This is a genomic window from Izhakiella capsodis (genome assembly GCF_900115045.1).
GTDB lineage: Bacteria > Pseudomonadota > Gammaproteobacteria > Enterobacterales > Enterobacteriaceae > Izhakiella > Izhakiella capsodis.
The window spans coordinates 232,566-258,098 of the sequence record NZ_FOVC01000001.1; the positions used below are offsets into that span (position 1 = coordinate 232,566).

Annotated in this window: 16 protein-coding genes and 3 pseudogenes; 13 read left to right on the top strand and 6 right to left on the bottom strand. The window is 50.6% G+C overall.

The window, feature by feature from the left end; translation table 11 throughout:
• The first annotated feature begins 109 nt into the window (after nt 1-109).
• Both BM191_RS01055 and kdsB read left to right on the top strand, forming a co-directional pair.
• A complete protein-coding gene (locus BM191_RS01055; protein WP_092873971.1) occupies nt 110-292 on the top strand; it encodes a Trm112 family protein in 183 nt (60 codons plus the stop codon).
• On the top strand, nt 289-1,035 hold the full coding sequence (gene kdsB / locus BM191_RS01060; RefSeq protein WP_092873974.1) for a 3-deoxy-manno-octulosonate cytidylyltransferase: 747 nt from the start codon (nt 289-291) through the stop codon (nt 1,033-1,035). Before BM191_RS01055 ends, kdsB begins: the two co-directional genes overlap by 4 nt.
• Before the next feature lie 132 nt (nt 1,036-1,167).
• Here the strand turns inward: kdsB and elyC are convergent.
• Nucleotides 1,168-1,821: pseudogene (gene elyC / locus BM191_RS01065) on the bottom strand (envelope biogenesis factor ElyC).
• A 118-nt stretch (nt 1,822-1,939) separates the two neighbouring features.
• On the opposite strand from elyC, the gene cmoM reads away from it, so the two are divergent.
• The 8 genes and pseudogenes from cmoM to BM191_RS16960 form a co-directional block, all read left to right on the top strand.
• A complete protein-coding gene (gene cmoM, locus BM191_RS01070) occupies nt 1,940-2,725 on the top strand; it encodes a tRNA uridine 5-oxyacetic acid(34) methyltransferase CmoM (protein WP_092873977.1) in 786 nt (261 codons plus the stop codon).
• Nucleotides 2,722-4,044: a chromosome partition protein MukF gene (mukF, locus tag BM191_RS01075; RefSeq protein ID WP_092873980.1), complete on the top strand. Its 1,323-nt coding sequence runs from the start codon at nt 2,722-2,724 to the stop codon at nt 4,042-4,044. Before cmoM ends, mukF begins: the two co-directional genes overlap by 4 nt.
• Nucleotides 4,025-4,744 carry a chromosome partition protein MukE gene (mukE, locus tag BM191_RS01080; RefSeq protein WP_092873983.1) on the top strand — a complete coding sequence of 240 codons (720 nt, stop codon included), beginning with the start codon at nt 4,025-4,027 and terminating at the stop codon, nt 4,742-4,744. The genes mukF and mukE overlap by 20 nt, the downstream gene beginning before the upstream one ends.
• Entirely contained in the window at nt 4,744-9,210 is a 4,467-nt protein-coding gene (gene mukB, locus BM191_RS01085; RefSeq protein WP_092873986.1) for a chromosome partition protein MukB, read from the top strand. The genes mukE and mukB overlap by 1 nt, the downstream gene beginning before the upstream one ends.
• A gap of 296 nt (nt 9,211-9,506) precedes the next feature.
• Nucleotides 9,507-11,150 (top strand): annotated as a pseudogene (gene ldtD, locus BM191_RS01090) (L,D-transpeptidase); the annotation flags it as partial.
• 184 nt (nt 11,151-11,334) lie between these two features.
• Nucleotides 11,335-11,886 carry a YcbK family protein gene (locus tag BM191_RS01095; protein ID WP_092873989.1) on the top strand — a complete coding sequence of 184 codons (552 nt, stop codon included), beginning with the start codon at nt 11,335-11,337 and terminating at the stop codon, nt 11,884-11,886.
• Between the two features lie 182 nt (nt 11,887-12,068).
• Entirely contained in the window at nt 12,069-12,698 is a 630-nt protein-coding gene (locus BM191_RS01100) for an MBL fold metallo-hydrolase (protein ID WP_092873992.1), read from the top strand.
• Nucleotides 12,699-12,882: 184 nt separating this feature from the next.
• Nucleotides 12,883-13,347: pseudogene (locus tag BM191_RS16960) on the top strand (IS4 family transposase); the annotation flags it as partial.
• Nucleotides 13,348-13,394: 47 nt separating this feature from the next.
• Here BM191_RS16960 and BM191_RS01110 read toward each other — a convergent pair.
• The 4 genes from BM191_RS01110 to pncB form a co-directional block, all read right to left on the bottom strand.
• A complete protein-coding gene (locus BM191_RS01110) occupies nt 13,395-14,585 on the bottom strand; it encodes an amino acid aminotransferase (RefSeq protein ID WP_092873995.1) in 1,191 nt (396 codons plus the stop codon).
• A gap of 182 nt (nt 14,586-14,767) precedes the next feature.
• Nucleotides 14,768-15,940, bottom strand: coding sequence for a porin OmpF (gene ompF, locus BM191_RS01115; protein WP_092873998.1), 1,173 nt, complete (start codon nt 15,938-15,940; stop codon nt 14,768-14,770).
• Between the two features lie 306 nt (nt 15,941-16,246).
• Nucleotides 16,247-17,647, bottom strand: a complete 1,401-nt coding sequence (gene asnS / locus BM191_RS01120; RefSeq protein ID WP_092874001.1) for an asparagine--tRNA ligase — start codon at nt 17,645-17,647, stop codon at nt 16,247-16,249.
• Nucleotides 17,648-17,811: 164 nt separating this feature from the next.
• Nucleotides 17,812-19,017, bottom strand: a complete 1,206-nt coding sequence (pncB, locus tag BM191_RS01125) for a nicotinate phosphoribosyltransferase (RefSeq protein ID WP_092874004.1) — start codon at nt 19,015-19,017, stop codon at nt 17,812-17,814.
• Nucleotides 19,018-19,278: 261 nt separating this feature from the next.
• On the opposite strand from pncB, the gene pepN reads away from it, so the two are divergent.
• The 3 genes from pepN to BM191_RS01140 all read left to right on the top strand — a co-directional run bounded on the left by pepN (nt 19,279) and on the right by BM191_RS01140 (nt 24,341).
• Entirely contained in the window at nt 19,279-21,894 is a 2,616-nt protein-coding gene (pepN, locus tag BM191_RS01130) for an aminopeptidase N (RefSeq protein WP_092874007.1), read from the top strand.
• Nucleotides 21,895-22,600: 706 nt separating this feature from the next.
• Nucleotides 22,601-23,611 carry a quinone-dependent dihydroorotate dehydrogenase gene (pyrD, locus tag BM191_RS01135; RefSeq protein ID WP_092874010.1) on the top strand — a complete coding sequence of 337 codons (1,011 nt, stop codon included), beginning with the start codon at nt 22,601-22,603 and terminating at the stop codon, nt 23,609-23,611.
• Between the two features lie 187 nt (nt 23,612-23,798).
• The gene (locus BM191_RS01140) at nt 23,799-24,341 is read left to right on the top strand and encodes a cell division protein ZapC (protein ID WP_092874013.1); all 543 of its coding nucleotides are present in this window, start codon (nt 23,799-23,801) and stop codon (nt 24,339-24,341) included.
• Nucleotides 24,342-24,354: 13 nt separating this feature from the next.
• On the opposite strand, the gene BM191_RS01145 is transcribed toward BM191_RS01140, so the two are convergent.
• On the bottom strand, nt 24,355-25,464 hold the full coding sequence (locus tag BM191_RS01145; protein WP_092874016.1) for a YcbX family protein: 1,110 nt from the start codon (nt 25,462-25,464) through the stop codon (nt 24,355-24,357).
• Between the last annotated feature and the right edge of the window lie 69 nt (nt 25,465-25,533).

A 25,533-nucleotide genomic window follows, 5' to 3' on the forward strand; every position in this document is an offset into this window, starting at 1 on the left:
CTGCATAGCTGTATAACGTCAGACTAACAGATTGACTGACGCCATAGCTGGCTCAGAGAAGGTTGTGCTAAGCTGTTGCCTTCATAACCCTGGTGACAACGGAGGATATATGGATCATCGTTTACTGGAAATCGTTGCCTGCCCGGTGTGCAATGGCAAACTTTATTACAATAAAGATCAACAAGAGCTGATTTGCAAACCGGACGGACTTGCTTATCCGGTGCGTGATGGTATTCCTGTTTTATTGCAAAATGAAGCCCGGACCCTGGCGCTGGAAGAGAGCCATTCATGAGTTTTGTTGTCATTATCCCTGCTCGAATGGCTTCAACCCGGTTGCCGGGAAAACCGCTGGTTGATATTCACGGTAAGCCTATGCTTGTGCATGTGATGGAACGTGCGCAGGAGGCAGGAGCTGGACGCGTTATCGTGGCCACCGATCATCCTGATGTTGCCAGTGTGATAACGGCTGCGGGTGGTGAAATCTGTATGACCCGTGCAGATCATCATTCCGGTACCGAGCGCATTGCGGAGGTTGTTGAGCGTTATAATTTCTCCGATGATACTATCGTTGTGAACGTACAGGGTGACGAACCACAGATTCCTCCCGTGATTATTCACCAGGTTGCGGAAAACTTGCGGCGCTGTGATGTCGGTATGGCAACATTGGCCGTACCTATCGAGCACGCGGAGGAGGCTTTTAATCCTAACGCGGTGAAGGTTGTTCGTGATGCGCAGGGGGTTGCCCTTTACTTTTCACGTGCGGCCATCCCCTGGGAGCGGGAAAGGTTCAGCAAGTCACAAGCCTCAATCGGTGATTATTTTTTACGACACATCGGTATTTACGCATACCGGGCGGGATTTATACGCCGTTATATAAGCTGGGCACCAAGTCCGCTGGAGCAGATTGAACTGCTGGAGCAGCTGCGGGTTTTATGGTACGGCGAAAAAATCCATGTAGACGTGGCGCGCGAGATCCCTGGCGTTGGCGTTGATACGCCGGAAGATTTACAGCGTGTTCGTGCCGCCATGCAGTAATTTTCTCGGGGCATTATCAGACCCTATTTCACTACATGGTAGATACTGGCTGCCAGGATCGGACGCGCGTTGACCGCCTCAGTCACTTCCTTCTGGCTCAGTGACAGCTGCATTGGTGGCGGTTCCGTTTTGTCACAGATGCTCTGAAATTTCATACCCGGCCCGTTCGCTGTGGCCCAGCCATTGTGAGGACGGCAGTGCTCGTTCTCAGAGAGAGCGGCGAGCCTATCGCCAGCTGATTGGCCGACGAGACGAGTAAAAACGGTGCCTGGCCAATTGCCACGGCCTCCTGATGGAATCACGGGGTTCATCAAGGGTCATAATCGCGTCGGAGGGGACTCCGAGCGATAGTGCAACTAACGTCGCTACGGCTGCTGAACTCGTCGGATTATTTTGCGCCGCCGCGCCGGTAAGTATCAGCTTTGCGCCGGGATTCTTTCGCCACAGGCGAATACCCCTGGCAATTCGCGGCAGGTTATTGATTAGATTGGAGACGGTCACCCAGTCAGCGTTCCAGGTCTAACCGCCACCAAGTACTACCAGTTATTGTACTGGCTGCTGATGACGCCATGTTGGGTAGTCATCTTCCAGTAGCCGTAACAGTCGATCCGCCACGGATGGCAGGCTGAGTAAAAGCAATCCGACTCAGGCGATGGAAACCAGGATTTTACCTGTTTGCTGACGAAGGCTACGCTAAAGTAAAAAAAGTCCGATTCCCATCACGATGAGTAACAGTGGCAATGGCAAAAGTAGCCCACCAATTGTTTTTTTCAGGACGAAAATCATAATCCCGGACCTCTTTTGTCTGAAAAAACACCATCTAATAGTTAAGTGATGATGGAAAGGTTCATTCTTCGCCAGTGTATGACAAAATAGGGCGGTAAAACACGCCCGGAGCCCAGTCATGCAGGATCGTAACTTTGACGACATTGCTGAAAAATTCTCGAAAAATATCTATGGCACGACGAAAGGTCGGGTACGCCAGGCGATTCTCTGGCAGGAGCTGGAGCGTATTTTAGCCACCCTGCCAGCCATGCCGCTGCAGGTTCTGGATGCTGGTGGCGGAGAAGGCCAAATTAGCTGCACGCTGGCTGGTCTAGGACACAAGGTGCTTTTGTGTGATCTTTCAGAGCAGATGATCGCGCGCGCGCAACAGCTGGCTGAAAGTGAAGGTGTCAGCGAAAACATGCAGTTTAAGCAAATTGCAGCGCAGAATGTCGCGCTGCATTTGGATACGCCAGTGGATCTGGTATTGTTTCACGCTGTACTTGAATGGGTTGCCGATCCTCAGGCCGTGTTGCGATCATTATTTACCAGCCTGAAACCCGGTGGAGTGCTATCGTTGATGTTTTACAACATCAATGGCCTCAGAATGCGTAACCTGGTTTTAGGCAATTTTGCCTATTTGCAGGCGAACATGCCGAAACGGAAAAAGCGTAGCCTTTCGCCGGATTATCCGCGCGAACCTCAGGAGGTTTATCGCTGGCTGGCTGCGTGCGGCTTTGAAGTGGGTGAAAAAACAGGCATTCGCGTTTTTCACGATTATATGCGGGATAAACATCTGCAGACTGAACGATTTGATGAGCTGCTGGCGCTGGAATCGCATTATTGCCGTCAGGAGCCCTTTTTAAGCCTGGGTCGTTATATACACGTCGCCGCGCGTAAGCCTGTGCAGAAGGACGAACTATGAGTGATTTTTCCCAGACTGTACCGGAGTTGGTTGCCTGGGCGCGAAAGAATGATTTTTCCGTCTCTTTGCCTACTGAACGCCTGACTTTTCTGCTGGCTATCGCTACGTTAAACGGCGAGCGACTGGATAGCGAAATGGGCGAGGGCGATCTGGTCGATGTTTTTCGTCACGTGAGTGAAGGTTTCGAGCAGACCAGCGAGACGATAAACACCCGAGCCAACAACGCGATTAACGATATGGTGCGGCAGCGCTTGCTTAATCGTTTTATCAGCGAGATTAACGAAGGCAACGCGATCTATCGTTTAACGCCGTTGGCGATTGGTATTACTGATTATTACATCAGACAGCGTGAATTCTCTACGCTGCGCCTTTCCATGCAATTGTCTATTGTTGCCGGTGAGCTTAAGCGGGCCGCAGATGCCGCTGACGAAGACGGTGACGAATTTCACTGGCACCGACACGTTTTTGCCCCGCTCAAGTATTCGGTGGCGGAGATTTTCGACAGCATCGATCTCTCTCAGCGCGTGATGGATGAACAGCAGCAGTCGGTGAAAGATGACATCGCCCAACTGCTGAATCAGGACTGGCAGGCGGCCATTTCAAGCTGTGAACATCTGCTTTCCGAAACGTCGGAAACGCTGCGTGAGTTACAGGATACCCTGGAGGCGGCTGGTGATAAGCTACAGGCGAATCTGCTACGCATTCAGGACGCCATAACACACAGCCCGGATCTGATGTTTATCGACCAATTGGTATTCGATCTGCAAAGCAAGCTGGATCGCATTATTAGCTGGGGGCAGCAAGCTATTGATCTGTGGATTGGCTATGATCGCCACGTACACAAATTTATCCGTACCGCAATAGACATGGATAAAAACCGCGTATTTGCCCAGCGGCTGCGCCAGTCATTGCAGAGCTATTTTGACGCCCCCTGGGCGCTGACTTATGCTAATGCCGACCGCCTGTTTGACATGCGCGACGAAGAGTTGACGCTGCGCAATGAGGAGGTGATGGGCGAATTGCCTTCTGAACTTGAATATGAAGAGTTCAACGCCATCCGAGAGCAACTCACGGCGCTGATTGAAGAGGCGTTGCAAACTTACAAGCAGCAGCTGAAACCGCTCAATCTTGGTGCGGTGATGCGAGACTATCTGGCGCAATATCCGCGAGCGCGTCATTTTGACGTTGCGCGGATTGTCGTCGACCAGGCCGTGCGTTTGGGCGTGGCCGAAGCCGACTTTTCCGGTCTGCCCGCAGAGTGGCAGGCCATTAATGATTACGGAGCCAAGGTGCAGGCGCATGTCATCGATAAATATTGAACAAGTGATGCCGATTAAGTTGGCTCAGGCTCTGGCAAATCCAATTTTTCCGTCTTTAGACAGCCAGCTGCGCGCCGGGCGCCATATAGGAATTGAAGAATTAGATAATCATGTGTTTCTGATGGATTATCAGGAATACCTCGAAGAGTTTTACGCCCGCTACAACGTGGAGCTGATCCGTGCGCCGGAAGGCTTCTTTTATTTGCGACCGCGCTCGACGACGCTGATTTCCCGCTCGGTACTTTCTGAACTGGATATGATGGTGGGAAAAATCCTCTGCTATCTCTATCTCAGTCCTGAGCGGCTGGCTAACGAAGGTATTTTTACCCAGCAGGAGCTGTATGACGAGCTGATGAATCTTGCCGACGAAAGCAAGCTTTTGAAGCTGGTTAACCAGCGTTCGACCGGATCTGATCTTGACCGTCAGAAGCTACAGGAGAAAATGCGGGCCTCGCTCAATCGCCTGCGCCGTCTTGGCATGGTTTGGTTTACTGGCAATGACAACAGTAAGTTTCGTATCACTGAATCGGTATTTCGTTTCGGTGCTGACGTTCGCAGCGGCGATGATCCGCGTGAAGCCCAGCTGCGTATGATCCGCGATGGTGAAGCGATGTCACTGGAAGGTGGCCTGGCATTGAATGATGACGATGACGATCCTGGCATAGCGGCGTCACAGGATAACGCGGAGGATGAACAATAATGATTGAACGCGGCAAGTTTCTTTCCCTGACGCTCATCAACTGGAACGGTTTTTTTGCCCGAACCTTCGACCTGGATGATTTAGTCACGACGCTTTCTGGCGGAAACGGAGCCGGTAAATCAACGACGATGGCGGCATTTATTACGGCACTTATACCCGATCTGACCCTGCTGCATTTTCGTAATACCACCGAAGCCGGAGCAACGTCTGGTTCCCGCGATAAGGGACTGCACGGAAAGCTGCGTCCCGGCGTTTGTTATGCCGCCCTCGATGTGATGAACTCTCAGGGACAGCGGGTGCTGGTTGGTGTGCGTTTGCAACAGGTCGCGGGGCGCGATCGCAAAGTCGATATTAAACCTTTTAGCCTTCAGGGGTTGCCGGCAAATATTCATCCGAACGAATTGCTGACAGAAACCGTTAATGCCCGCCAGGCACGAGTGCTGCCACTGACGGAGCTGAAAGATAAGTTTGAAACCAGTGAAAGCGTGGAGTTCCGCCAGTACAATTCGATCACTGACTACCATGCGCTGATGTTTGATCTCGGTATTGTTGCGCGGCGTATGCGTTCTGCTGGCGATCGCAGCAAATATTATCGTTTGATCGAGGCGTCGTTGTACGGTGGTATCTCCAGCGCCATTACCCGATCGCTACGTGATTACCTTCTGCCGGAAAACAGTGGCGTGCGTAAGGCATTCCAGGACATGGAAGCCGCGCTGCGTGAAAACCGCATGACGCTGGAAGCTATCCGTGTAACCCAGTCGGATCGCGATCTCTTTAAGCATTTAATCTCCGAATCTACCAGCTATGTGGCGGCAGATTATATGCGTCATGCTAACGAACGTCGTTCGCATCTCGATGGCGCACTGCAACTGCGTCAGGAGCTGTCGTGCACCCGAAATCAGCTTGGTAATGAACAGTACCGCCACGTTGAAATGGCGCGCGAACTTGCCGAGCAAGCGGCTTCCGAAGGCGATTTGGAAGCTGAATATCAGGCCGCCAGTGATCACCTTAACCTGGTGCAGACAGCGGTGCGGCAGCAGGAAAAAATTGCCCGCTACGAGGCGGATATCGAAGATCTCGGTATCCGTCTGGAAGAACAGAACGAAGTTGTCGTCGAAGCGCGTGAAATCCATGCAGATAACGAAGCGCAGGTTGAGGCTGCTGAGCTGGAAGTTGACGAGCTGAAAAGCCAGCTGGCAAATTACCAACAGGCGCTTGACGTTCAGCAGACGCGAGCCATTCAGTATCAGCAAGCACTGCAAGCGCTGGAGCGCGCTCGCGCACTCTGCCAGTTACCTGACCTCATGGTGGAAAACGCCGTTGACTGGCATGATAACTTCCAGCAGCGTGAACGCGAAGCAACCAGCCATCTGCTGGCCCTTGAGCAAAAGCTCAGCGTTGCCGATGCCGCACACGGTCAGTTTGAACAAGCTTTTGAGCTGGTCAGCAAGATTGCGGGTCCGGTCAGCCGAAGTGATGCCTGGCAAACCGGCCGTGAGCTACTGCGCAATGCCGCAGATTTGCGACATTATAGCGAACAGCTAACTGGCCTGCGTACGCGACTCTCCGAACTGGAGCAGCGCCTGCGTGAGCAACAGGATGCCGAGCGCTTGTTTGATGACTTCTGTAAGCGCCAGGGGCAAGACTATGAAATTGAAGAGCTGGAAAACCTGCAGCATGAGCTGGAGGCGTTAACTGAGCAGCTGAGTGAGAGCGTAGCGGAAGCCGGTGAGCGTCGGATGTCAATGCGTCAGGAGCTGGAGCAGCTGCGGGTGCAGATACAGCAGCAGAACAGTCGGGCGCCACAGTGGCTGGCGGCTCAGGAGCTGTTGGCGCAGCTTAGTGAGCAGAGTGGGCAAATGCTGTCTCGTAGCCAGCAGGTGACCGAGTTTATGCAGCAGCTGCTGGAGCGCGAGCGCGAGCTTACCGTTGAGCGTGATGAAGTTTCTGGCCGTCGGCGTGATATTGAGCAGCAGATCCTGCGATTAAGTCAGCCCGGTGGCGCGGAGGACGGCAGGCTTAATGCGCTGGCGGAGCGCTTCGGTGGTGTTCTGTTATCAGAGATTTATGATGATGTGACTATTGCTGACGCACCTTACTTCTCTGCGCTTTATGGTCCTTCGCGTCATGCCATCGTTGTGTCTGATTTGTCGTTAATCCGCGAACAGCTGGATAACCTTGAAGATTGCCCGGAAGATCTCTACCTGATTGAAGGTGATCCTCAGTCTTTTGATGACAGCGTATTCAGCGTTGAAGAGTTGGATGGTGCGGTTGTTGTCAAAATTGCCGACCGCCAGTGGCGCTATTCGCGTTTTCCTAAAATACCGCTGTTCGGACGTGCAGCACGTGAAAATCAGCTGGAAATGCTACGCGCGGATCGCGATGCGCTGAATGAGCGTTTCGCGACCTTATCCTTTGATGTGCAGAAGACTCAACGTTTGCATCAGTCTTTCAGCCGCTTTATCGGTAGCCATCTTGGCGTGGCCTTTGACCAGGATCCGGAGGCGCAAATTCGTCAGCTTAACGTTCGGCGTAACGAACTGGAGCGTGCGCTGAGCCAGCATGAAAATGAAAACCAGCAGCAGCGTCAGCAGTTCGACCAGGCCAAAGAGGCCATTGGCTGGCTGAACCGTATTCTGCCACGGCTGGGCCTGCTGCGTGATAACACCCTTCAGGATCGTTACGATGAAATCCTTGAACGGCTGGATGAGGCACAGGAAGCGGCGCGATATTTACAACAGCACGGAGCCAGTCTGACGAAGCTCGAGCCGATTGTCGCGGTATTGCAAAATGATCCTGAGCAACACGAACAGCTACAACAGGATTACCAGTTGGCATTAGAAACGCAGCGACAGGCGCGGCAAAAAGCGTTTGCTCTGACGGAGGTCGTTCAGCGCCGATCGCACTTCAGCTATCAGGATGCTGTGGCAATGTCAGACGGCAATAATGATCTGAACGAACAGCTGCGCCGTCGCCTGGAACAGGCGGAAAGCGATCGGGCTAGCGCCCGCGATGCACTGCGCCAGCATCAACAGCAGCTGGCGCAATATTCGCAGCTGTTGGCCTCGCTGAAAAGCGCCTGGGATGCCAAGCACGATATGCTGAAGGAATTGCAGCAGGAGATTCGTGATATTGGTGTACATGCTGATGCCAGCGCTGAAGAGCGCGCTCGTATGCGTCGCGATGAGCTTTACAGTGCGCTGAGTAATAATCGCGCTCGCCGCAATCATCTGGAAAAACAGCTCACGTTTTGTGAAGCAGAAATGGACGCACTACAGAAGAAACTTAAACGTCTGGAGCGAGAGTATTTAGCCGCGCGTGGAGTGGTCGTCAGTGCTAAAGCTGGCTGGTGCGCCGTCATGCGTCTGGTGAAAGAGAACGGGGTTGAGCGTCGTTTGCACAAGCGTGAACTGGCTTATCTTAGCGGCGATGAGCTGCGTTCAATGTCGGATAAGGCGTTGGGGGCACTGCGTCTGGCGGTAGCCGATAATGAGCATCTGCGCGATGTGCTGCGTCTTTCTGAAGATCCTAAACGTCCTGAGCGGAAAATCGCCTTTTTCGTCTCGGTTTATCAGCATCTTCGGGAGCGTATTCGCCACGATATTATTCGCACCGACGATCCGGTTGAAGCCATCGAACAGATGGAGATCGAGCTAAATCGTCTGACCGAGGAGTTGACCGCACGCGAACAGATGCTGGCAATTAGCTCGCGCAGCGTGGCAAATATTATTCGCAAAACGATTCAGCGCGAGCAGGCACGCATTCGCCAGCTGAACCAGGGACTGCAAAGCGTCAGTTTCGGCCAGGTTAACAGCGTGCGCCTGAATGTCAATGTGCGCGAAAGCCACGCCATGTTGTTAAACGTGTTATCAGAGCAGCATGAGCAGCATCAGGATTTATTCAGCAGCCATCGTCTGACCTTCTCCGAAGCACTAGCTAAACTCTATCAGCGCCTCAATCCGCAGATTGATGTGGGCCAGCGTACTCCGCAGACTATCGGCGAGGAGCTTCTGGATTATCGTAATTATCTGGAAATGGAGGTTGAAGTTAATCGTGGATCAGATGGCTGGCTGCGTGCGGAAAGTGGCGCGTTGTCAACCGGCGAGGCAATCGGTACCGGAATGGCCATTCTGATCATGGTGGTGCAGAGCTGGGAGGAGGAGTCACGCCGTCTCCGTGGTAAAGATATTTTGCCGTGTCGCCTGCTGTTCCTCGATGAAGCGGCCCGCCTGGATGGTCGTTCTATCAATACGCTGTTTGAACTCTGTGCACGTTTAGATATGCAGCTGATCATCGCTGCGCCAGAAAACATCAGTCCGGAGAAAGGCACGACTTATAAGCTGGTACGTAAGGTGATTAATAACAGCGAGCATGTGCACGTTGTTGGTCTGCGCGGCTTCTCCGTTGAGCCGGTTAAGGCGGCAAACGGTGCGTCAGAGGATGATCGTCAGGCGGGCGGCGACTAACAATCCCGCTTTCGAAAAAAATAAATTGCTTTGCAAACGGCATTTGCTGATAGGGCAATTGCCGTTTACTGTTTCTATACTCATAACAATAATTAACCGCTTTCCGGAACGGATTCTTTTCCGGAAGCTTAACATTAAACAGGGGGCAAGGAGTGTCACTGGCGCGTAAGTTTTCACTGAAAAAAGTGGCTGCGGGTAGTTGCATCATCCTCAGCCTGACACCGATGGTTCCGGCTTATGCTGTACAATTGTCAGCGTTTCCGCGGGTTTCTGACACCATAGCCTCAGTTTCGAATCAGCTGTTGGCCGATTTGCCTGCAGATGTCAGACCTCATTTTCTGACAACGCTTGCAGCGCTTTATCATAGTCACAATATGCAGCCGATGTGGCAGAATCGCGCGGCGGTTCAGGAGTTTCAGCAACAGCTGGCTGAGGTATCAATCTCTGGCGTTCAGCCCGAGTTTACCCGCTGGGTGCAACTGCTTACCGATCCGGATATTACCGGTATGGCACGCGATATTATTCTGTCCGATGCCATGTTGGGTTATTTGCAATTTACCAGTGAAGTACCAGCAAAAGGTGAGCAATGGCTTTACAGCACGGTGCCTTACAAAATTGGAGTGCCTGCCATTGCGGTGATAAACCAGTGGCAGCAGGCCGTAGCGGAAGGTAGCGCGGATCGTTTTGTATCAACGCTGGCGCCGCAGCATCCGCAATATCAGCCAATGCATGAGGCGCTTAAAGCGCTCCTGGCCGACAATGTTCCCTGGCCGCACTTGAATGATAAAATGACATTGAAACCCGGTCAGTTAAGTCATGATGTGCCGGCTCTGCGCGAAATTTTGTTGCGCTCTGGCATGTTGTCGATAAAAACCATTCTGTCAAAACCTGGTGATGATGTTACGCCTGTCGTTCCGGAGTCGAACGGCGGAAAACAGTGGGGAGTAATAAGCCCGTCAGCAGTGCCGGTTGATGAACTTACCCATCCTGTCGGTGCGGAGCAGCCAGGAGCAAGCATGGCGGTTAGGTCAGACGTTTACTCTGAGGACTTAGTGGAGGCGGTCAAACGCTTTCAGCGCTGGCAGGGACTCGAAAGTGACGGCGCAATCGGCACCCGTACACGCGAGTGGCTGAATGCCACGCCGCAGATGCGCGCAGCGTTGCTGGCACTTAATATTCAGCGTTTGCGCCTGCTGCCGGACGATATGCACCACGGCATCATGGTGAATATCCCCAATTTTTCGCTGATTTATTACAATAATGGCAGACAGATCCTGACTTCCCGGGTGATTGTTGGACGTCCGGATCGCAAAACGCCGCTAATGCGCAGTGCGCTTAACAACGTTGTGCTCAATCCCCCCTGGAATGTTCCGACCACCCTGGTGCGTGAAGATATCGTGCCGAAAATGAAAACCGATCGCTCTTATCTCTGGAAGCACAACTACCAGCTGCTGTCAGGATGGAGTAGTGACGCACAGGTTATTGACCCGATGATGATCGACTGGGACATGATCTCGGCGGCTCATTTTCCCTATCGTATTCGCCAGGCTCCGGGGGCAATGAATTCACTGGGGCGCTATAAGTTCAATATGCCAAGCTCTGATGCTATCTATTTACATGACACGCCGAATCACACTCTTTTTCAGAAAGATATTCGTGCGCTCAGCTCTGGCTGCGTAAGGGTGAATAAAGCTTCTGATTTGGCGAATCTGTTGTTACAGGACGCAGGTTGGAACGACGCAAGGATCTCCAGCACCCTCAAAGAAGGGGATACGCGTTACGTGCCAGTTCGCCATCGTATTCCGGTCAATCTGTATTATTTGACGGCCTGGGTCGCTGATGATGGCAAACCACAGTTTCGTACAGATATTTACAATTATGACCTCATGGTGCGCTCAGGCTTACTGGCGCTTACTCGTGCGGAAAAATTGCTGATGTAACTCACCAGCAATCAACTTGTTAACTTATTATCGGGTAGATAAATTTTATTTCCGCCTTTATCGTTGATTTTAAAAAGGTGGTACGGGTCACGGTTTATCGGGTTGACGACGATTTTTTAGACAGGTATGGTTCGTGCTGTTGCCTTATTAGCATTTTATACCTTTTGTCGAGTAATGATGATTTATGGCTAATTTCGATCCGCACCGTCGTAAACTGTTGGTGATGGGGGCCGCTGTTCTGGGATGCTCATTTTTACCAGAACAGGCTTTCGCTTCACTTTCTACCGCTCGCCCCCGTATTCTCAACCTGAATAATCTTCATACCGGTGAGACGCTGAAAACGGAGTTTTTCAACGGTAAGACTTATAATAAAGATGAACTCAGTCGGCTGAATCATTTTTTTCGCGATTATCGTGCTGAAAGGATAAAGTCGATCGATCCGGCTCTCTTTGACCATTTATATCGCCTGCAGGTGATGCTTAATACACGTAGGCCAGTGCAGCTGATTTCAGGTTATCGCACGCTGGCAACGAATAATATGCTACGTGGCAGCAGCGAAGGTGTTGCTAAGCATAGCTATCATACCAAAGGGCAGGCGATGGACTTTCACATCGACGGAGTTTCATTAAGCCAGGTGCGTAAGGCGGCAATGTCACTGAAGATGGGCGGCGTGGGTTACTATCCCCGCAGCAACTTTGTCCACATTGACACCGGGCCGGTGCGGCACTGGGCATGATTACAGATGCGATTGTCGCCACCGGACGATCGCGTTAACTTTATTCTGATCCACAGTGTGTAAATCATCTCTCCTGACTTTGACGATGCTAAAATACTGCCTGGCAACGGCTGCCTGTTGCATTATCGCTTGCTCTTGAATTTTTACTGCGATAACCATCTATCATTAATTTCGGGAGTGTTATGGAGTATCGGATTATCCCCGTCACGGCTTTCGCCCAAAATTGCACCTTGCTGTGGTGCTCTCATAGCAAACAAGCGGCTATTATTGATCCGGGAGGCGACGCTGAGACCATCCATGCAGCGGTAATCGAACAGGGTGTGGAGGTCAAGCAGATTTTGCTGACTCATGGGCATCTTGACCACGTCGGCGCTGCGGCTGAGCTTGCTGCGCTTTATTCGGTACCGGTTAACGGACCGGATATCAGAGACAATTTCTGGTTACAGGCATTACCCGCTCAGAGTCAGATGTTCGGACTCGCGCACTGCGAAGCGCTTACGCCAGAACGCTGGCTGAGCGAAGGCGATACGATCATGGTGGGGGAGATTAAGCTTGAGGTGTTGCACTGTCCGGGTCATACACCCGGCCATATTGTCTTCTTTAATCGTCAGCAGCGGCTGTTGATTTCTGGTGATGTTATTTTCCGCGGCGGCGTGGGCCGAACTGATTTTCCACAAGGTAACCATGCCGACCTGATAAACGCCATTATCACCCAACTGCTACCGCTAGGTGACGAGGTGGTCTTTCTGCCTGGGCATGGGCCGGGCTCTACCCTGGGGCGTGAGCGCACCAGCAATCCTTTCCTGCAATAAATTATCAATGAAACAGGTAACCTGAGTTGTCATGCCGATCAGTTAAGAATCGGATGATCGATCCTGTCGCTGTGTAAGAATCCGGAAATGTTCACGCATTTCCGGATTTTTTTAAGGCACACTGGTCAGGCTCATGAGCTGATATCCCTTTACGATCCTCTACGCAACCCCTGACTTATCTTAAGAGGTCAGAAAACGAGGTAAAGGCGATCATCTGGTGGAGCTGAACCAGCCCACAAGCACGAAAAAAGTGGCCTGCTCAGGCAAATGAGGTGACAACCCGCCAGCTGACTGTGAACCGCAAAGGAAAAGTCTGCCGCCTGCTGACATCGATGAGGGACGCCGTGCCTTATCCGGGCGCAGATTTAGCAGAGCGTTAAAGAGCCATTGCCGTGAAATCGAGCTGTGATACCGGGAGATAACGCATACGATGCAACTGAACAGACTGATGCTGAGAAGTAAAATGCGCATGCTGATGTCATTACAGGGGCGTCACCGGGCATAATCCCGAGCTGAAGGGGACTTCGGAGAGTAGGGATAGAGGGTAAAACCGACGGTAAGAAGAAAAATAGCCTTCCCGCGAGTGGTAAAAGAGAGGCCGTGGAAGTATTCAAAAGCGGATAAAAAAGCCAGTCAGTTGCTTAACTGACTGGCATAACAACCTGAGTTGCCTTTTTATTAGACCCGATGAGGCAACTACAGCACAGCGACAATAGCCTCGCATAGCGGTGCCATATTATCCGGAGTCATACCTGCAACGTTGACGCGCCCTGAACTGACCGCGTAAACAGCAAACTCTTCGCGTAGGCGCGAGACCTGATCTTTTGTTAGTCCGCTGAATGAGAACATGCCGTTCTGCTGAATGATAAATCTGAAATCCCGGGTGGCGCCTTTCTCCTGTAGCGTATTAACGAACAGCTGACGCATACGCTGAATGCGCTGACGCATGTCGGTCAATTCCTGCTCCCAGATATCGCGCAGTGCCGGGTTGCTAAGAATCGTTGCCACGATTGCCGCGCCGTGAGCGGGGGGATTAGAATAGTTAGCGCGGATGGTATATTTTACCTGGCTGAAGGCGGTATCAGCCGTCACGCTATCTTCAGCTACCAGCGTCATTGCGCCAACGCGCTCATTATACAGGCCAAAATTCTTTGAGTAAGAGCTGGCTATCAGCAACTCAGCGTGGCGAGCGGCAAACAGGCGCAGTCCGGCGGCGTCTTCTTCCAGCCCGTTGGCAAACCCCTGGTAGGCAAAGTCGAACAACGGCAGCCAGCCTTTAGATTGTGACAGCTCGGCCAGTTCCGCCCACTGTTCAATGGTCGGATCGATTCCCGTAGGATTGTGGCAACATCCGTGGAATAACACCACATCGCCAGCCTGAGCTTGCTGCAGACTGTCTAACATGCTGGTAAAGTCGAGCTGATGATGTTCAGCATCGTAGTATTGATACTCACAAACCTGCAGACCGGCGGATTCAAAAACATTCTTGTGATTAGGCCAGCTGGGATGACTAACCCAAATCCGTTTTACATTTGTCTGAGTAGCAAGAAAATCGGCGGCCACGCGCAGAGCGCCGGTACCACCAGGTGTCTGTGCGGTGCGGGCTCGTTTGGCGCTGATGATGTCGTTATCAGCGCCAAAGAGCAGCGCCTGTGTGCAGCGGGCAAAATCAGCCAGGCCATCAATACTGAGATAGTTTTTACTGGTTTCATTTTCCAGCAGATATTGTTCGGCTTTTTTTACGCTGGTGAGAACAGGCGTCTGGCCTGTTTCATTCTTATAAACGCCAATACCAAGATTAATTTTATTTGGTCGCTCATCAGCGCGGAAAAGATCGGCAAGTCCGAGTATCGGATCGGCGGGTGCAGCAGCAATATTTTCAAACATGAGTGTTTATCCGTTTCGAAGTTCAATTCCAGAGGCAACGTCAGGTTAACGCCAGAAAATATAAATTCCAACCGTTAAGATAAAAATCTGGAGGGCGGATTGACGCAAATATAATCTCATCTTTAACCAATGAAAACGGGGCTAAAAGCCCCGTTTTGTTGTTGCTTAGCAGGGTAGTCGGATTAAAATTGGTAAACTAACCCTACGGCTACCGTGTCATCATATCCGAGACCCAGTTTGTTGTTCTTATCAATCTGGTTGATGATGTAATCAACGTAAGTGGACATGTTTTTATTGAAGTAGTAAGTTGCGCCTACTTCGTAGTATTTAATGATATCAACATCGCCAATTCCTTCGATGTCCTTACCTTTGGTCTGAACGTAGCCGATTGACGGACGCAAACCAAAGTCAAACTGGTACTGTGCAACAAGCTCGATGGTCTGTGTTTTTTTTGCATAGCCTGAGGCAGACAGAGAATCACCGAATGCATCAGTGCCCTGAGGCACGCCGATTGGAATGGCGTTACGGCCTTCGCTGTACATTGCAGACAGGTAGGTGTTGTTAGCATCATACTTAATAGCAGTTGCCCAACGCTCAGCTTTAGAACCGCGACCAATATCGCCAGTACCGGTGCTGATGGTGTTGCCATTAGCATCTTTAGTGGTCAGCGTACCACCGGCAGCCTGTGCGGCGGTGCGATTGTTTTGACCGTAGGCACCAACGATTCCCAGACCGATTTCAGAGGTATAAGTGGTTGAGGCACCCCAGCCATCCCCGTTAGCACGACGAACGTCAGCGCGCTCGTTTTTGCCCTGATATTGCAGAGCGAAATCCCAACCTTTAACCAGGCCGAAGAAGTTGGTATTACGGTAGGTTAAGACGCCAGTAGTACGCCCACCTGTTACGCCTGTATCGGTATAGGCAGTATCACCACCAAACTCCGGCAGCATATCGGTCCAGCCCAGGGCATCGTAAACAACGGCGTAGTTACGACCGTAGTCAATTGAACCCACGTTACCGTATTTCAGACCGGCGAAGCCCAGGCGAGTTTTGTTACCATCCTGCGCATCAGCGCCTTCTGAATTATTAAAGTTGAATTGGTATTCCCACTGGCCATAACCGGTGAGCTTGTCGTTTATCTGGGTCTGGCCTTTGAAGCCCAGGCGGCCATAGCTTTGGTCGCCATTACCCGCGTAAGCGTTTTTGCCATCATTTTTAGAGAAGTAGTGGAGACCGACCGCTTTGCCGTACAGATCCAACTTGTTGCCATCTTTGTTATATATTTCTGCAGCATTGGCTGCACCCGCAGTGAACAGTGCTGGTATCATTACTGCAAGGATGTTGTGCTTCATCATTATTTATTACCCTCGTTGGAGTTTTTTGATACATGCCACTGTCGGCATAAACTCTTACAAAATGATGCAAGAATTATGTAGAAAGTTTAGTGACTTCCTGTATCTGCAGGCATCTTTCCATTCGGTGATACGATTATCTAGTGTGAAAATGCTACAAATAACCCATATTGGTTTCAACATGAAATAAAGTGTATCAGGGTGTATTTTTGTGCCGCTTCATGAGACATTTTATAAATTACAAATATAAAGAGGCCACCAGGGATGGCCTCTTTATATATATGAATTTATTATGATTAATGCGGAGATTTAGAAGCTGGCGCTACGAGATGTACGTGGGAATGGAATAACATCTCTTACATTTTGTATCCCAGTAACATAGGCAATCAAACGCTCAAAACCTAATCCAAAGCCAGCATGAGGCACAGTACCGTAACGACGTAAATCGCGATACCACCAATAATCTTCCTTATTCAGCCCCATTTCGGCCAGTCGCTGATCAAGCGTATCAAGGCGTTCTTCACGTTGAGAGCCGCCGATGATCTCGCCAATACCCGGCGCCAGCACATCCATTGCTGCGACGGTTTTTCCGTCGTCATTAAGTCGCATATAAAAGGCTTTGATGTCTTTCGGATAGTTTTTTACCACCACCGGCGCTTTAAAATGTTTCTCCGCCAGATAGCGTTCGTGCTCTGAGGCTAAATCCACTCCCCAATAGACCGGGTTTTCGAACGTTTCGCCACAGTTTTCCAGAATGGTTACGGCGTCGGTATAGTCCACCTGAGCAAAGTCGGTAGCGACAAAACGCTGTAGTCGGGTAACGGCCTCTTTATCAACGCGCTCAGCAAAGAATGCCATGTCATCGGCACGTTCCGTCAGTACGGCGTTAAAGACATATTTCAGCATCTTTTCTGCCAGTGCTGCGGCATCGTTCAGATCGGCAAAAGCAATCTCAGGTTCCAGCATCCAGAATTCAGCAAGATGACGGCTGGTATTTGAGTTTTCAGCCCGAAAGGTCGGGCCAAATGTGTAAACTTTTGACAGGGCGCAAGCGTAGGTTTCCGCATTGAGCTGACCCGATACAGTAAGGAATGCTTCCTTACCGAAAAAGTCTTCGGAAAAATCCACGTTACCTTGCGGTGTGCGCGGCAAATTTTCCAAATCCAGAGTTGAAACGCGAAACATTTCACCCGCGCCTTCCGTATCCGACGCGGTGATAACGGGCGTTGAAACCCAAAAATAGCCCTGCTCGTCAAAAAAGCGATGGAGCGCCTGAGCCAGCGTATGTCGTACGCGAGCACAAGCGCCTATCAGATTCGTCCGTGGGCGTAAATGTGCAACTTCGCGCAGGTATTCAATACTGTGGCGTTTGGCCGCCATTGGGTAGGTATCCGGATCATCCACCCAACCGATTACCTCAACGTTTGTCGCCTGCAACTCGTAGCTTTGTCCTTCCCCCGGAGACTCCACGACTTTACCGCTAATCACCACTGAGCAGCCGGTAGTCAGACGCAGCACTTCATCCTGGTAATTAATCAGAGAATGATTTATGACCGCCTGAACAGGATTAAAGCAGGAGCCGTCATAGACAGCGACAAAAGAAATACCGGCTTTTGAATCTCTTCGGGTACGTACCCAGCCGCGCACGGTGACTTCACTGTCAACCGTAACGCGACCTTGCAGTACGTCCGCTACAGGCACAACGCTCATAAGTTTTCTCTCTATTAGGTCAGTTATAAAATAGATCCCATATTTCAGGGTATTGCTATGTTACTTGACGACTGTCAGGACACAAGCAGATTTGACGCCGACAGGCGGAGAATTATGTCGGATAGCAGGGAAGGCTACCGGCACCCGAGTGAGGGTGCCCGATATCAACTGGCTTTTTTTACCAGTGGTAAATTGAATGCTTTGTGCAATGCACGCACAAAGGCTTTATCGTGGCAAATTGTTTTGCCTGGACTGTCTGAAAGTTTGGCTACTGGTTTGCCGTTGCACTCAATAAGTTTTATGACAATATTTAAAGGGTTAACTAACGGAATGTCACACGTCAGCCGTGTGCCTATACCAAAAATAACGTTAGCGCGTTGGCCGAAATGACGATAAAGATCTAATGCTTTGTTCAGATCAAGATTGTCGGAAAAAACCAGCGTTCTGGTTTGCGGATCGATACCCAGCTTCTGGTAATGCGCGATGGCTTTTTCGCCCCATTCTACCGGGTCGCCGGAGTCATGACGTAAACCTTGGTACTGGCGAGCATAGGCCAGGCCGAAATCACGTAAAAAAGCATCCATCGTGATGCAGTCTGTCAGTGCAATACCTAGCTGATCGGGATACTCCGCCAGCCACGCTTCTAATGCTGCACGCTGACTGTTAGCCAGCACCGGGCTAATTTGCTGGTGCGCCTGAAACCACTCGTGCGCCTGAGTGCCAACCGGTGTCAGCTGAAGTCGACGAGCGAGATCGTAGTTGCTGGTACCAACCAGCCAGGGAAAATCGGTTTTAAGCGTACTGACGATCGCAAACTGCACTTCCCGGGAAAAGCGTCGACGAGTGCCGAAATCCATGAGTTTGAAGCGGCTCATGTCCATGCCGTGCGCTTGTTGCTGGAAGTCGTCAAGTTTTACTTGCAGGCGTTCGACCGCTTGTTCGACCGTCACTGCGGGCGATCGATGACGATGAACAATTTCGCTGATCAGCGCTAGCAGCGGTACTTCCCAAAGTATAACCTCAAGCCAGGGACCGCTGATACGAATATCAAGTTTTCCCTGATGATTACGTACGTTGACCTGCGTTGGATCATAGCGAAAAGTCCGCAGCCAATCCAGGTAGTCCCGATGAAAAAAAGGCAGCGACGCCAGCCAGCGATACTCCTCCTCGCTGAGTGCCAGACTGCGCATGTTTTCGATGCTGGCAGAAATCTCGTCGGCGTAAAAACCGAGCAGATCGTCGCCACGGCAACGGAACTCTGCCGTTACCGTTACCGACAGGTAGCGATGGAAAACGGCCTGCTGCATATGCAGCTTATAGGCATCGGTGTCCAGTAGACTCTGAATTATAGGGGGAGCGTGTCGTGTCATGGTTGCGTTTCAGCATCCTCTGGCTAAGAGCGTTGTCCCTGGTTTCAAATAAAAGACGGCGAAGTATAACCCGTTTCTTTAAAGAGTGAATCCGATCACAACAAAAAGCATTCAGCAGGTCGAGAACATTCTGTGCCTTTGTTAAGTAATTGTATCAATAACTATGAATTGCAGCCTGGATAACGATTCAGCAATAGCAAGCTGGCGATAACCAGAATAGACTTACGTCAAACGACTTATATAACGCAAAGAGAAAGCCATATGACTCAACTGCCGCAAGCCAAATATCGCCACGACTACCTTGCCCCGAACTATACCATCACTGATATCGATTTAACCTTTGATTTAGCCCCTGCTCGCACGCAGGTGACGGCAGTTAGTCGGGTTAAGCGTCTGGGTAACAGAGGGGGGCCGTTAAAACTGGATGGCGAAGATTTAACGCTCACGGCAATTGACGTTGACGGTCAGCCGTGGAGCAATTATGAGCTGGTGGACGGCGGGCTGTTAATCAGCGGTCTGCCAGAGGATTTCACGCTAAAAATTGTGAATATCATCCACCCGGATAAGAACACCGCATTAGAAGGGCTTTACCAGTCGGGCGAAGCTTTGTGTACACAATGTGAAGCTGAAGGTTTTCGCCATATCACTTTTTATCCCGATCGGCCGGACGTGCTGGCACGTTTCACCACGACGATTCACGCTGATAAGTCACGCTATCCGTATCTGTTATCTAATGGCAATTGTATTGACGGTGGCGATCTGGAGCAGGGCAGGCACTGGGTTAAATGGCAGGATCCCTTTCCTAAACCATGCTATCTGTTTGCTCTTGTAGCCGGTGATTTCGACGTATTGCGCGATAGTTTTCGCACGCGCTCAGGTCGCGATGTGGCGCTGGAAATTTTCGTCGACCGGGGCAACATTGACCGTGCCGACTGGGCGATGACTTCGCTCAAGAACAGCATGAAGTGGGATGAACAGCGTTTCAATCTTGAATATGATCTCGATATTTTTATGATTGTCGCCGTTGATTTTTTTAATATGGGCGCGATGGAAAATAAAGGCCTTAACGTCTTTAATTCAAAATACGTGCTGGCGAAAGCCGCGACCGCGACTGATAAAGATTATCTTGGTATCGAGGCGGTAATCGGCCACGAATATTTCCATAACTGGACGGGGAATCGCGTGACTTGCCGCGACTGGTTCCAACTGAGCTTGAAAGAGGGCCTGACGGTATTCCGCGATCAGGAGTTTAGCTCAGACCTCGGATCGCGGGCGGTTAATCGCATAGACAACGTGCGCGTATTGCGCGGTGCCCAGTTTGCCGAAGATGCAAGCCCAATGGCTCATCCGATTCGACCGGATCAGGTGATCGAGATGAATAACTTCTATACGCTCACCGTTTATGAGAAAGGCTCGGAAGTTATTCGTATGATGCATACCCTGCTGGGTGAAGAAAACTTTCAGAAAGGGATGGCACTCTATTTTGAACGTCATGACGGCAGCGCGGCTACCTGTGATGATTTTGTTCAGGCGATGGAAGATGCCTCTAATGTAGATCTCTCCCAATTCCGCCTTTGGTACAGCCAGTCAGGAACGCCGATACTGACAGTGCGCGACGATTATAACCCTGAGCTGGCGCAGTATACGCTGCATGTGCAGCAAATGACGCCGCCGACGGCTGATCAGAAAGAAAAGCGGCCTTTACATATCCCACTGGACATTGAACTGTACGATAACGAAGGAATCGTCATTCCTTTGCAGCACAATGGCCATCCGGTACATCATGTGTTAAACGTAACCGAAGCGTGCCAGAGCTTTATATTCGACAATGTCCATTCCCTGCCCGTACCTTCGCTGCTGCGTGAGTTTTCTGCACCAGTAAAACTTGACTACAATTGGAGCGATGCGCAGCTTACTTTTCTTATGTGCCATGCGCGTAATGATTTTTCTCGCTGGGATGCTGCCCAAAGTCTGCTGGCGACCTATATCAAACTCAATGTTGCGCGTTATCAGCAGCAGCAGCCTCTTTCGTTGCCACTGCATGTGGCAGATGCTTTTCGTGCAGTCCTTCTTGATGAAAATAGCGATCCCGCGTTAATGGCATTGATACTCACGCTGCCGGGAGAAAATGAAATCGCCGAGTTGTTCAGCACCATCGATCCCGAGGCGATTGCCGCAGTGCGCCATGCATTGCAGCAAACACTGGCGTTCGAGCTGGCTGATGAATGGCTGGCGGTGTACAACGCTAATCAGCTTGATGCTTATCACATTGAGCATGCTGACATCGGCAAACGGTCGCTGAAAAACGTCTGCCTGAGCTATCTGGCCTTTGGTGAATCCGCGCAGGCTGATGCGCGGGTACGCAGGCAATACGATCAGGCGAATAATATGACCGATGCGCTGGCGGCACTATCAGCGGCGGTAGCGGCTCAGCTCCCTTGTAAAGATGCGCTAATGGCGGCTTTCGACGAACGCTGGCATCAGGATGGGCTGGTGATGGATAAATGGTTTGTTCTTCAGGCGACCAGCCCGGCGGCAGGCGTACTGGGGCAAGTGCGGGCACTAATGACGCATCGTTCATTCTCTCTGAGCAACCCTAACCGCATTCGCTCATTGATTGGCGCGTTTGCCTCAGCGAACCCGGCGGCATTCCATGCTCGTGACGGCAGCGGTTATCAGTTCCTCGTCGAGATCCTAACGGATCTTAACAGTCGTAATCCACAAGTTGCGGCGCGTATGATTGAACCGTTGATTCGTCTAAAACGTTATGATCGTGAGCGTCAGGGATTAATGCGCCAGGCGTTGGAGCAGCTACAGGGGTTGGATAAGCTGTCAGGCGATCTCTATGAGAAGATCTCCCGCGCGCTAAGTGCTTGATTGTATAGTCGATCAGGGCGCCTTGCCTTTATGGCGCCCTTAATTAATAACGAAAAAAGCAAATATACGTTGAACCGGTCAGGACGCGGGGGGCTATCGGCGGGGCAAATTAACGCTAATTCTGCTGACGATAAAGTCCATCATCCGGAATAAATACGCATGTCCTTTTTCCTTCTCTTTCAGGTTCTCTCAGAGGGACAATAATTATCTTTAATTGCAGAGTGACCACCAGCCATCTGATTCAGATGGTTATTAGCTGCCTACGGCAGGATATTTTATGTTCCGGCGCACGTTGACGGCAAATTGAACAACATTTTTAGTTGGTCCACAAATAAAGTTTTAGATGCAAGTGATCCAGAGAAAAAGCCGGTGTACTTTGCAAAACTTCATCTTAGGCCAGTAATGTGAGTGGCAACGCTGGCACTCAGTAATCCCGCAGGCAGAAAGTTTACCAATCCTGACTTCTCGTCAATGTAACCATTCGCATTGATACTCCTGAACCAGCCGCCATTGCTTCATCCTGATAGATCCACGGTCACAGGTTATGGCAGGCCGTTCGGCCTGGCTGAAATGAATTGTTCCTATTAATACCAGGCTGAAGCCTGAGGGACGCAAACGTTTGGTTCTTTTGCGGCAGGACATTTTATTTTAGTCCGGTATAGCGGATAATCTCGTCCCGATTCGTATCGGGAATTCAGGAGATTACATGTTCTACCCTCTCATCCGACAGGCATTGTTTCGGCTCAATCCAGAACTGGCGCATGATTTAACCTTTAAACAACTACGCATTATTAGCGGCACACCGTTCGAAAGATTAATCCACCAGTCGACTACTGGACGATCTGTGAAGTGCATGGGCCTTAGCTTCAAAAATCCTTTAGGGCTGGCAGCCGGACTGGATAAAAATGGTGAATGTATTGATGCGTTTGCCGCGATGGGGTTTGGGTTTATCGAAATAGGTACCGTTACGCCGCTTCCTCAGGCGGGCAACGAAAAACCCAGGATGTTCAGGCTGCTGGAAGCTGAAGGTATTATAAACCGCATGGGATTCAATAACTTGGGCGTCGATCATCTGGTCGAAAATGTCAAAAAAGCGCGCTTCGACGGAGTATTGGGTATCAATATCGGTAAGAACAAAAACACGCCGGTAGAGCAGGGGAAGGATGATTATTTAATTTGCATGGACAAAATTTATCCTTATGCGGGTTACATTGCTATTAATATATCTTCACCCAATACCCCAGGATTACGTGCGCTTCAATATGGTGATGCATTGGATGATCTATTAAGCGCGATTAAAAATAAACAAAACGCGCTTGAAGTCAGGCACCATAAATATGTTCCCATCGTTGTTAAGATCGCCCCTGATCTTTCCGAGGCGGAATTGATCCAGGTAGCCGATAGTTTGATCCGACATAATATCGATGGTGTCATCGCCACTAATACTACCCTCGACCGTAGCCTGGTGCAGGGATTAAAATATGCCGATGAAGTGGGCGGAATGAGCGGTCGTCCTGTACAGCTTCGCTCTACTGAGATTATTCGTCGTCTGGCGAAAGAGTTGCAGGGTAAGCTTCCTATTATTGGCGTTGGCGGTATTGATTCGTTATTGGCGGCCCGGGAGAAAATTGCTGCCGGGTCGTCACTGGTGCAAATTTATTCCGGATTTATTTATAAAGGTCCCTCGCTGATAAAACAAATTGTGAACCACCTCTAAGCTAATTCTTAGTTAACGTGTTCAGGGGCTTTATTTTAACCTCTGGCTCGTTTATATTTTATTCTGTTTATTGTTATTTTATTGCCGTTGGCCTTCGGAAATTAAATATCGATTAATACAAGCGATTTTAAGGGCCGAAAGCGATAAATTTGTAACTATTTTTTTAATTTAGGGCATAGAGCACATCATGAGGATTAAACCTGACGATAACTGGCGTTGGTTTTACGACGACAAGCAGGAAAGAATGATGCTGGATTTGGCTGATGGCATGCTTTTTCGCTCACGTTTTTCGCGTAAAATGTTAACACCGGATGCTTTCACTGAAAGTCACTTCTGTGTTGATGACGCCGCACTTTATTTTATTTTTGAAGAAAAGTGCCGTCATTGCGGATTAAGCCCCGATCAGCGCGCTGAGCTGATATTGAATGCGCTGGTGGCATTACGTTTTCTGAAGCCCCTGATGCCCAAAAGCTGGCATTTTGTTTCGCAGTCGCAAAGCCTCAGTCCTGAATCAGGTGATCGTGTCGCCGTAACGCTCTGTGAAAACGGCGCACGGGTTGAGCTTCTTGTGATTGAAAACGGTGAGAATGCTGCGCTTTGCCTGTTGGCGCAGCCAAAGCTTATGGTCGCCGGACGTTCAATGGTTCTGGGCGATGCCATCAAGGTAATGCATGACCGCCTGATACCCTCGTTGCAGGCCGGCGCGTTACGTTACGATCGCGCCGTTTGAAAAACCGCGTTTCTCAAGCCAGGCTCAGATCGCCTGCAGGAATACAGCTGCACGACAAAATAGTGCCATCGTCGTCAACGGCACCCTGTTTCATTGATTTCACCTTCCCGGATATCAATCTCATGCGGCAGCACCCGCAAATTCCTGCGCGGCAGGAGTAAGGGACACGAAATCCATGCATCTCCAGCTGTTCCAGCAAAACCTGCTGATTGTTGCCTTTGACCGTTTTACCCTGAAAGTGAATCGTCACTTCCTGTGGCTCATCTGTATCCGCTTGCAATGATTCTGTCGGCTTGCCTGCAACGTAAATCCGGGGCGATTGACGAGTCAGAACCTGCATCTCGTCGCCGACTCGTAGTATTCCGCTGTTGCGGGCAACCAGATTAAGACCAAAATCGATATCTCCGCTGTTGTCCGCCGCTGAACGGAAGGTTTGCAGGGTTGCCAGCGGTTCGCCATCCGGATGTTGACGACCCCGCTCGGTGCTGACGGTGGTAAGAATGCAACGCCCGCAAGGTTTTGCCACGTCAAATACCACGTCACTGATACGAATGCTCGCCCAACTGTCTTCATCCCAGGCTGCAGCGCCAGTTACGACCAGATTAGGGCGAAATTGTTCAATCTTTATCCCTGCAGGCACTTTATTCTGCAGATAGCGAAAAGAGGAGTCGTTGATCAGTAAGTATGGAAAGCCATCAGCAAAGCCCAGAGGCACTTGCTCAAAATCTTGGACACGGCGACTCATTTGCTTGCCGACCCAGCGAAGCTGGACCGGACGTGGAAAATAGTTGCTCAGCCAGTTGTTTATCATCTCTGGGGCGATCTGTGCGGTAAAATGCTGGCCCCATACTTCAGTGGGCGCTGCCTGAGGCTGGAAGTCCTGAAAACGTATGGCGGCGCTACTTCCGTCCGGCGCGGTAAGGTAAAGACCGTCAGCCATCAGTGCGGGTGTAAATAGTACCATTTGAGGAAACTGGCGGGCGGTAAGAAACGTTCCGCTATTATCACTAATCATAAACGTGCGATCGAATGCCAGCCCGCTATCCAGCGCCTGAGCGTGCGAAACGTGCAGTCCGCGCATAGATTTAATTGGATGGATGAACAGACGTGATAGCGAGATCATCAAAGCTCCTTGCTCAGATTGAAACTAAAAAAGCTAACTTTATGACATGTGACGCGCATTCGCTATAAT

What these genes read in the sequence shown, in the direction of transcription:
- BM191_RS01055 (WP_092873971.1), top strand. Translation starts at nt 110, where the DNA reads ATGGATCATCGTTTACTGGAAATCGTTGCCTGCCCGGTGTGCAATGGC.
- kdsB (WP_092873974.1), top strand. Translation starts at nt 289, where the DNA reads ATGAGTTTTGTTGTCATTATCCCTGCTCGAATGGCTTCAACCCGGTTG.
- cmoM (WP_092873977.1), top strand. Translation starts at nt 1,940, where the DNA reads ATGCAGGATCGTAACTTTGACGACATTGCTGAAAAATTCTCGAAAAAT.
- mukF (WP_092873980.1), top strand. Translation starts at nt 2,722, where the DNA reads ATGAGTGATTTTTCCCAGACTGTACCGGAGTTGGTTGCCTGGGCGCGA.
- mukE (WP_092873983.1), top strand. Translation starts at nt 4,025, where the DNA reads ATGTCATCGATAAATATTGAACAAGTGATGCCGATTAAGTTGGCTCAG.
- mukB (WP_092873986.1), top strand. Translation starts at nt 4,744, where the DNA reads ATGATTGAACGCGGCAAGTTTCTTTCCCTGACGCTCATCAACTGGAAC.
- BM191_RS01095 (WP_092873989.1), top strand. Translation starts at nt 11,335, where the DNA reads ATGGCTAATTTCGATCCGCACCGTCGTAAACTGTTGGTGATGGGGGCC.
- BM191_RS01100 (WP_092873992.1), top strand. Translation starts at nt 12,069, where the DNA reads ATGGAGTATCGGATTATCCCCGTCACGGCTTTCGCCCAAAATTGCACC.
- BM191_RS01110 (WP_092873995.1), bottom strand. Translation starts at nt 14,585, where the DNA reads ATGTTTGAAAATATTGCTGCTGCACCCGCCGATCCGATACTCGGACTT.
- ompF (WP_092873998.1), bottom strand. Translation starts at nt 15,940, where the DNA reads ATGATGAAGCACAACATCCTTGCAGTAATGATACCAGCACTGTTCACT.
- asnS (WP_092874001.1), bottom strand. Translation starts at nt 17,647, where the DNA reads ATGAGCGTTGTGCCTGTAGCGGACGTACTGCAAGGTCGCGTTACGGTT.
- pncB (WP_092874004.1), bottom strand. Translation starts at nt 19,017, where the DNA reads ATGACACGACACGCTCCCCCTATAATTCAGAGTCTACTGGACACCGAT.
- pepN (WP_092874007.1), top strand. Translation starts at nt 19,279, where the DNA reads ATGACTCAACTGCCGCAAGCCAAATATCGCCACGACTACCTTGCCCCG.
- pyrD (WP_092874010.1), top strand. Translation starts at nt 22,601, where the DNA reads ATGTTCTACCCTCTCATCCGACAGGCATTGTTTCGGCTCAATCCAGAA.
- BM191_RS01140 (WP_092874013.1), top strand. Translation starts at nt 23,799, where the DNA reads ATGAGGATTAAACCTGACGATAACTGGCGTTGGTTTTACGACGACAAG.
- BM191_RS01145 (WP_092874016.1), bottom strand. Translation starts at nt 25,464, where the DNA reads ATGATCTCGCTATCACGTCTGTTCATCCATCCAATTAAATCTATGCGC.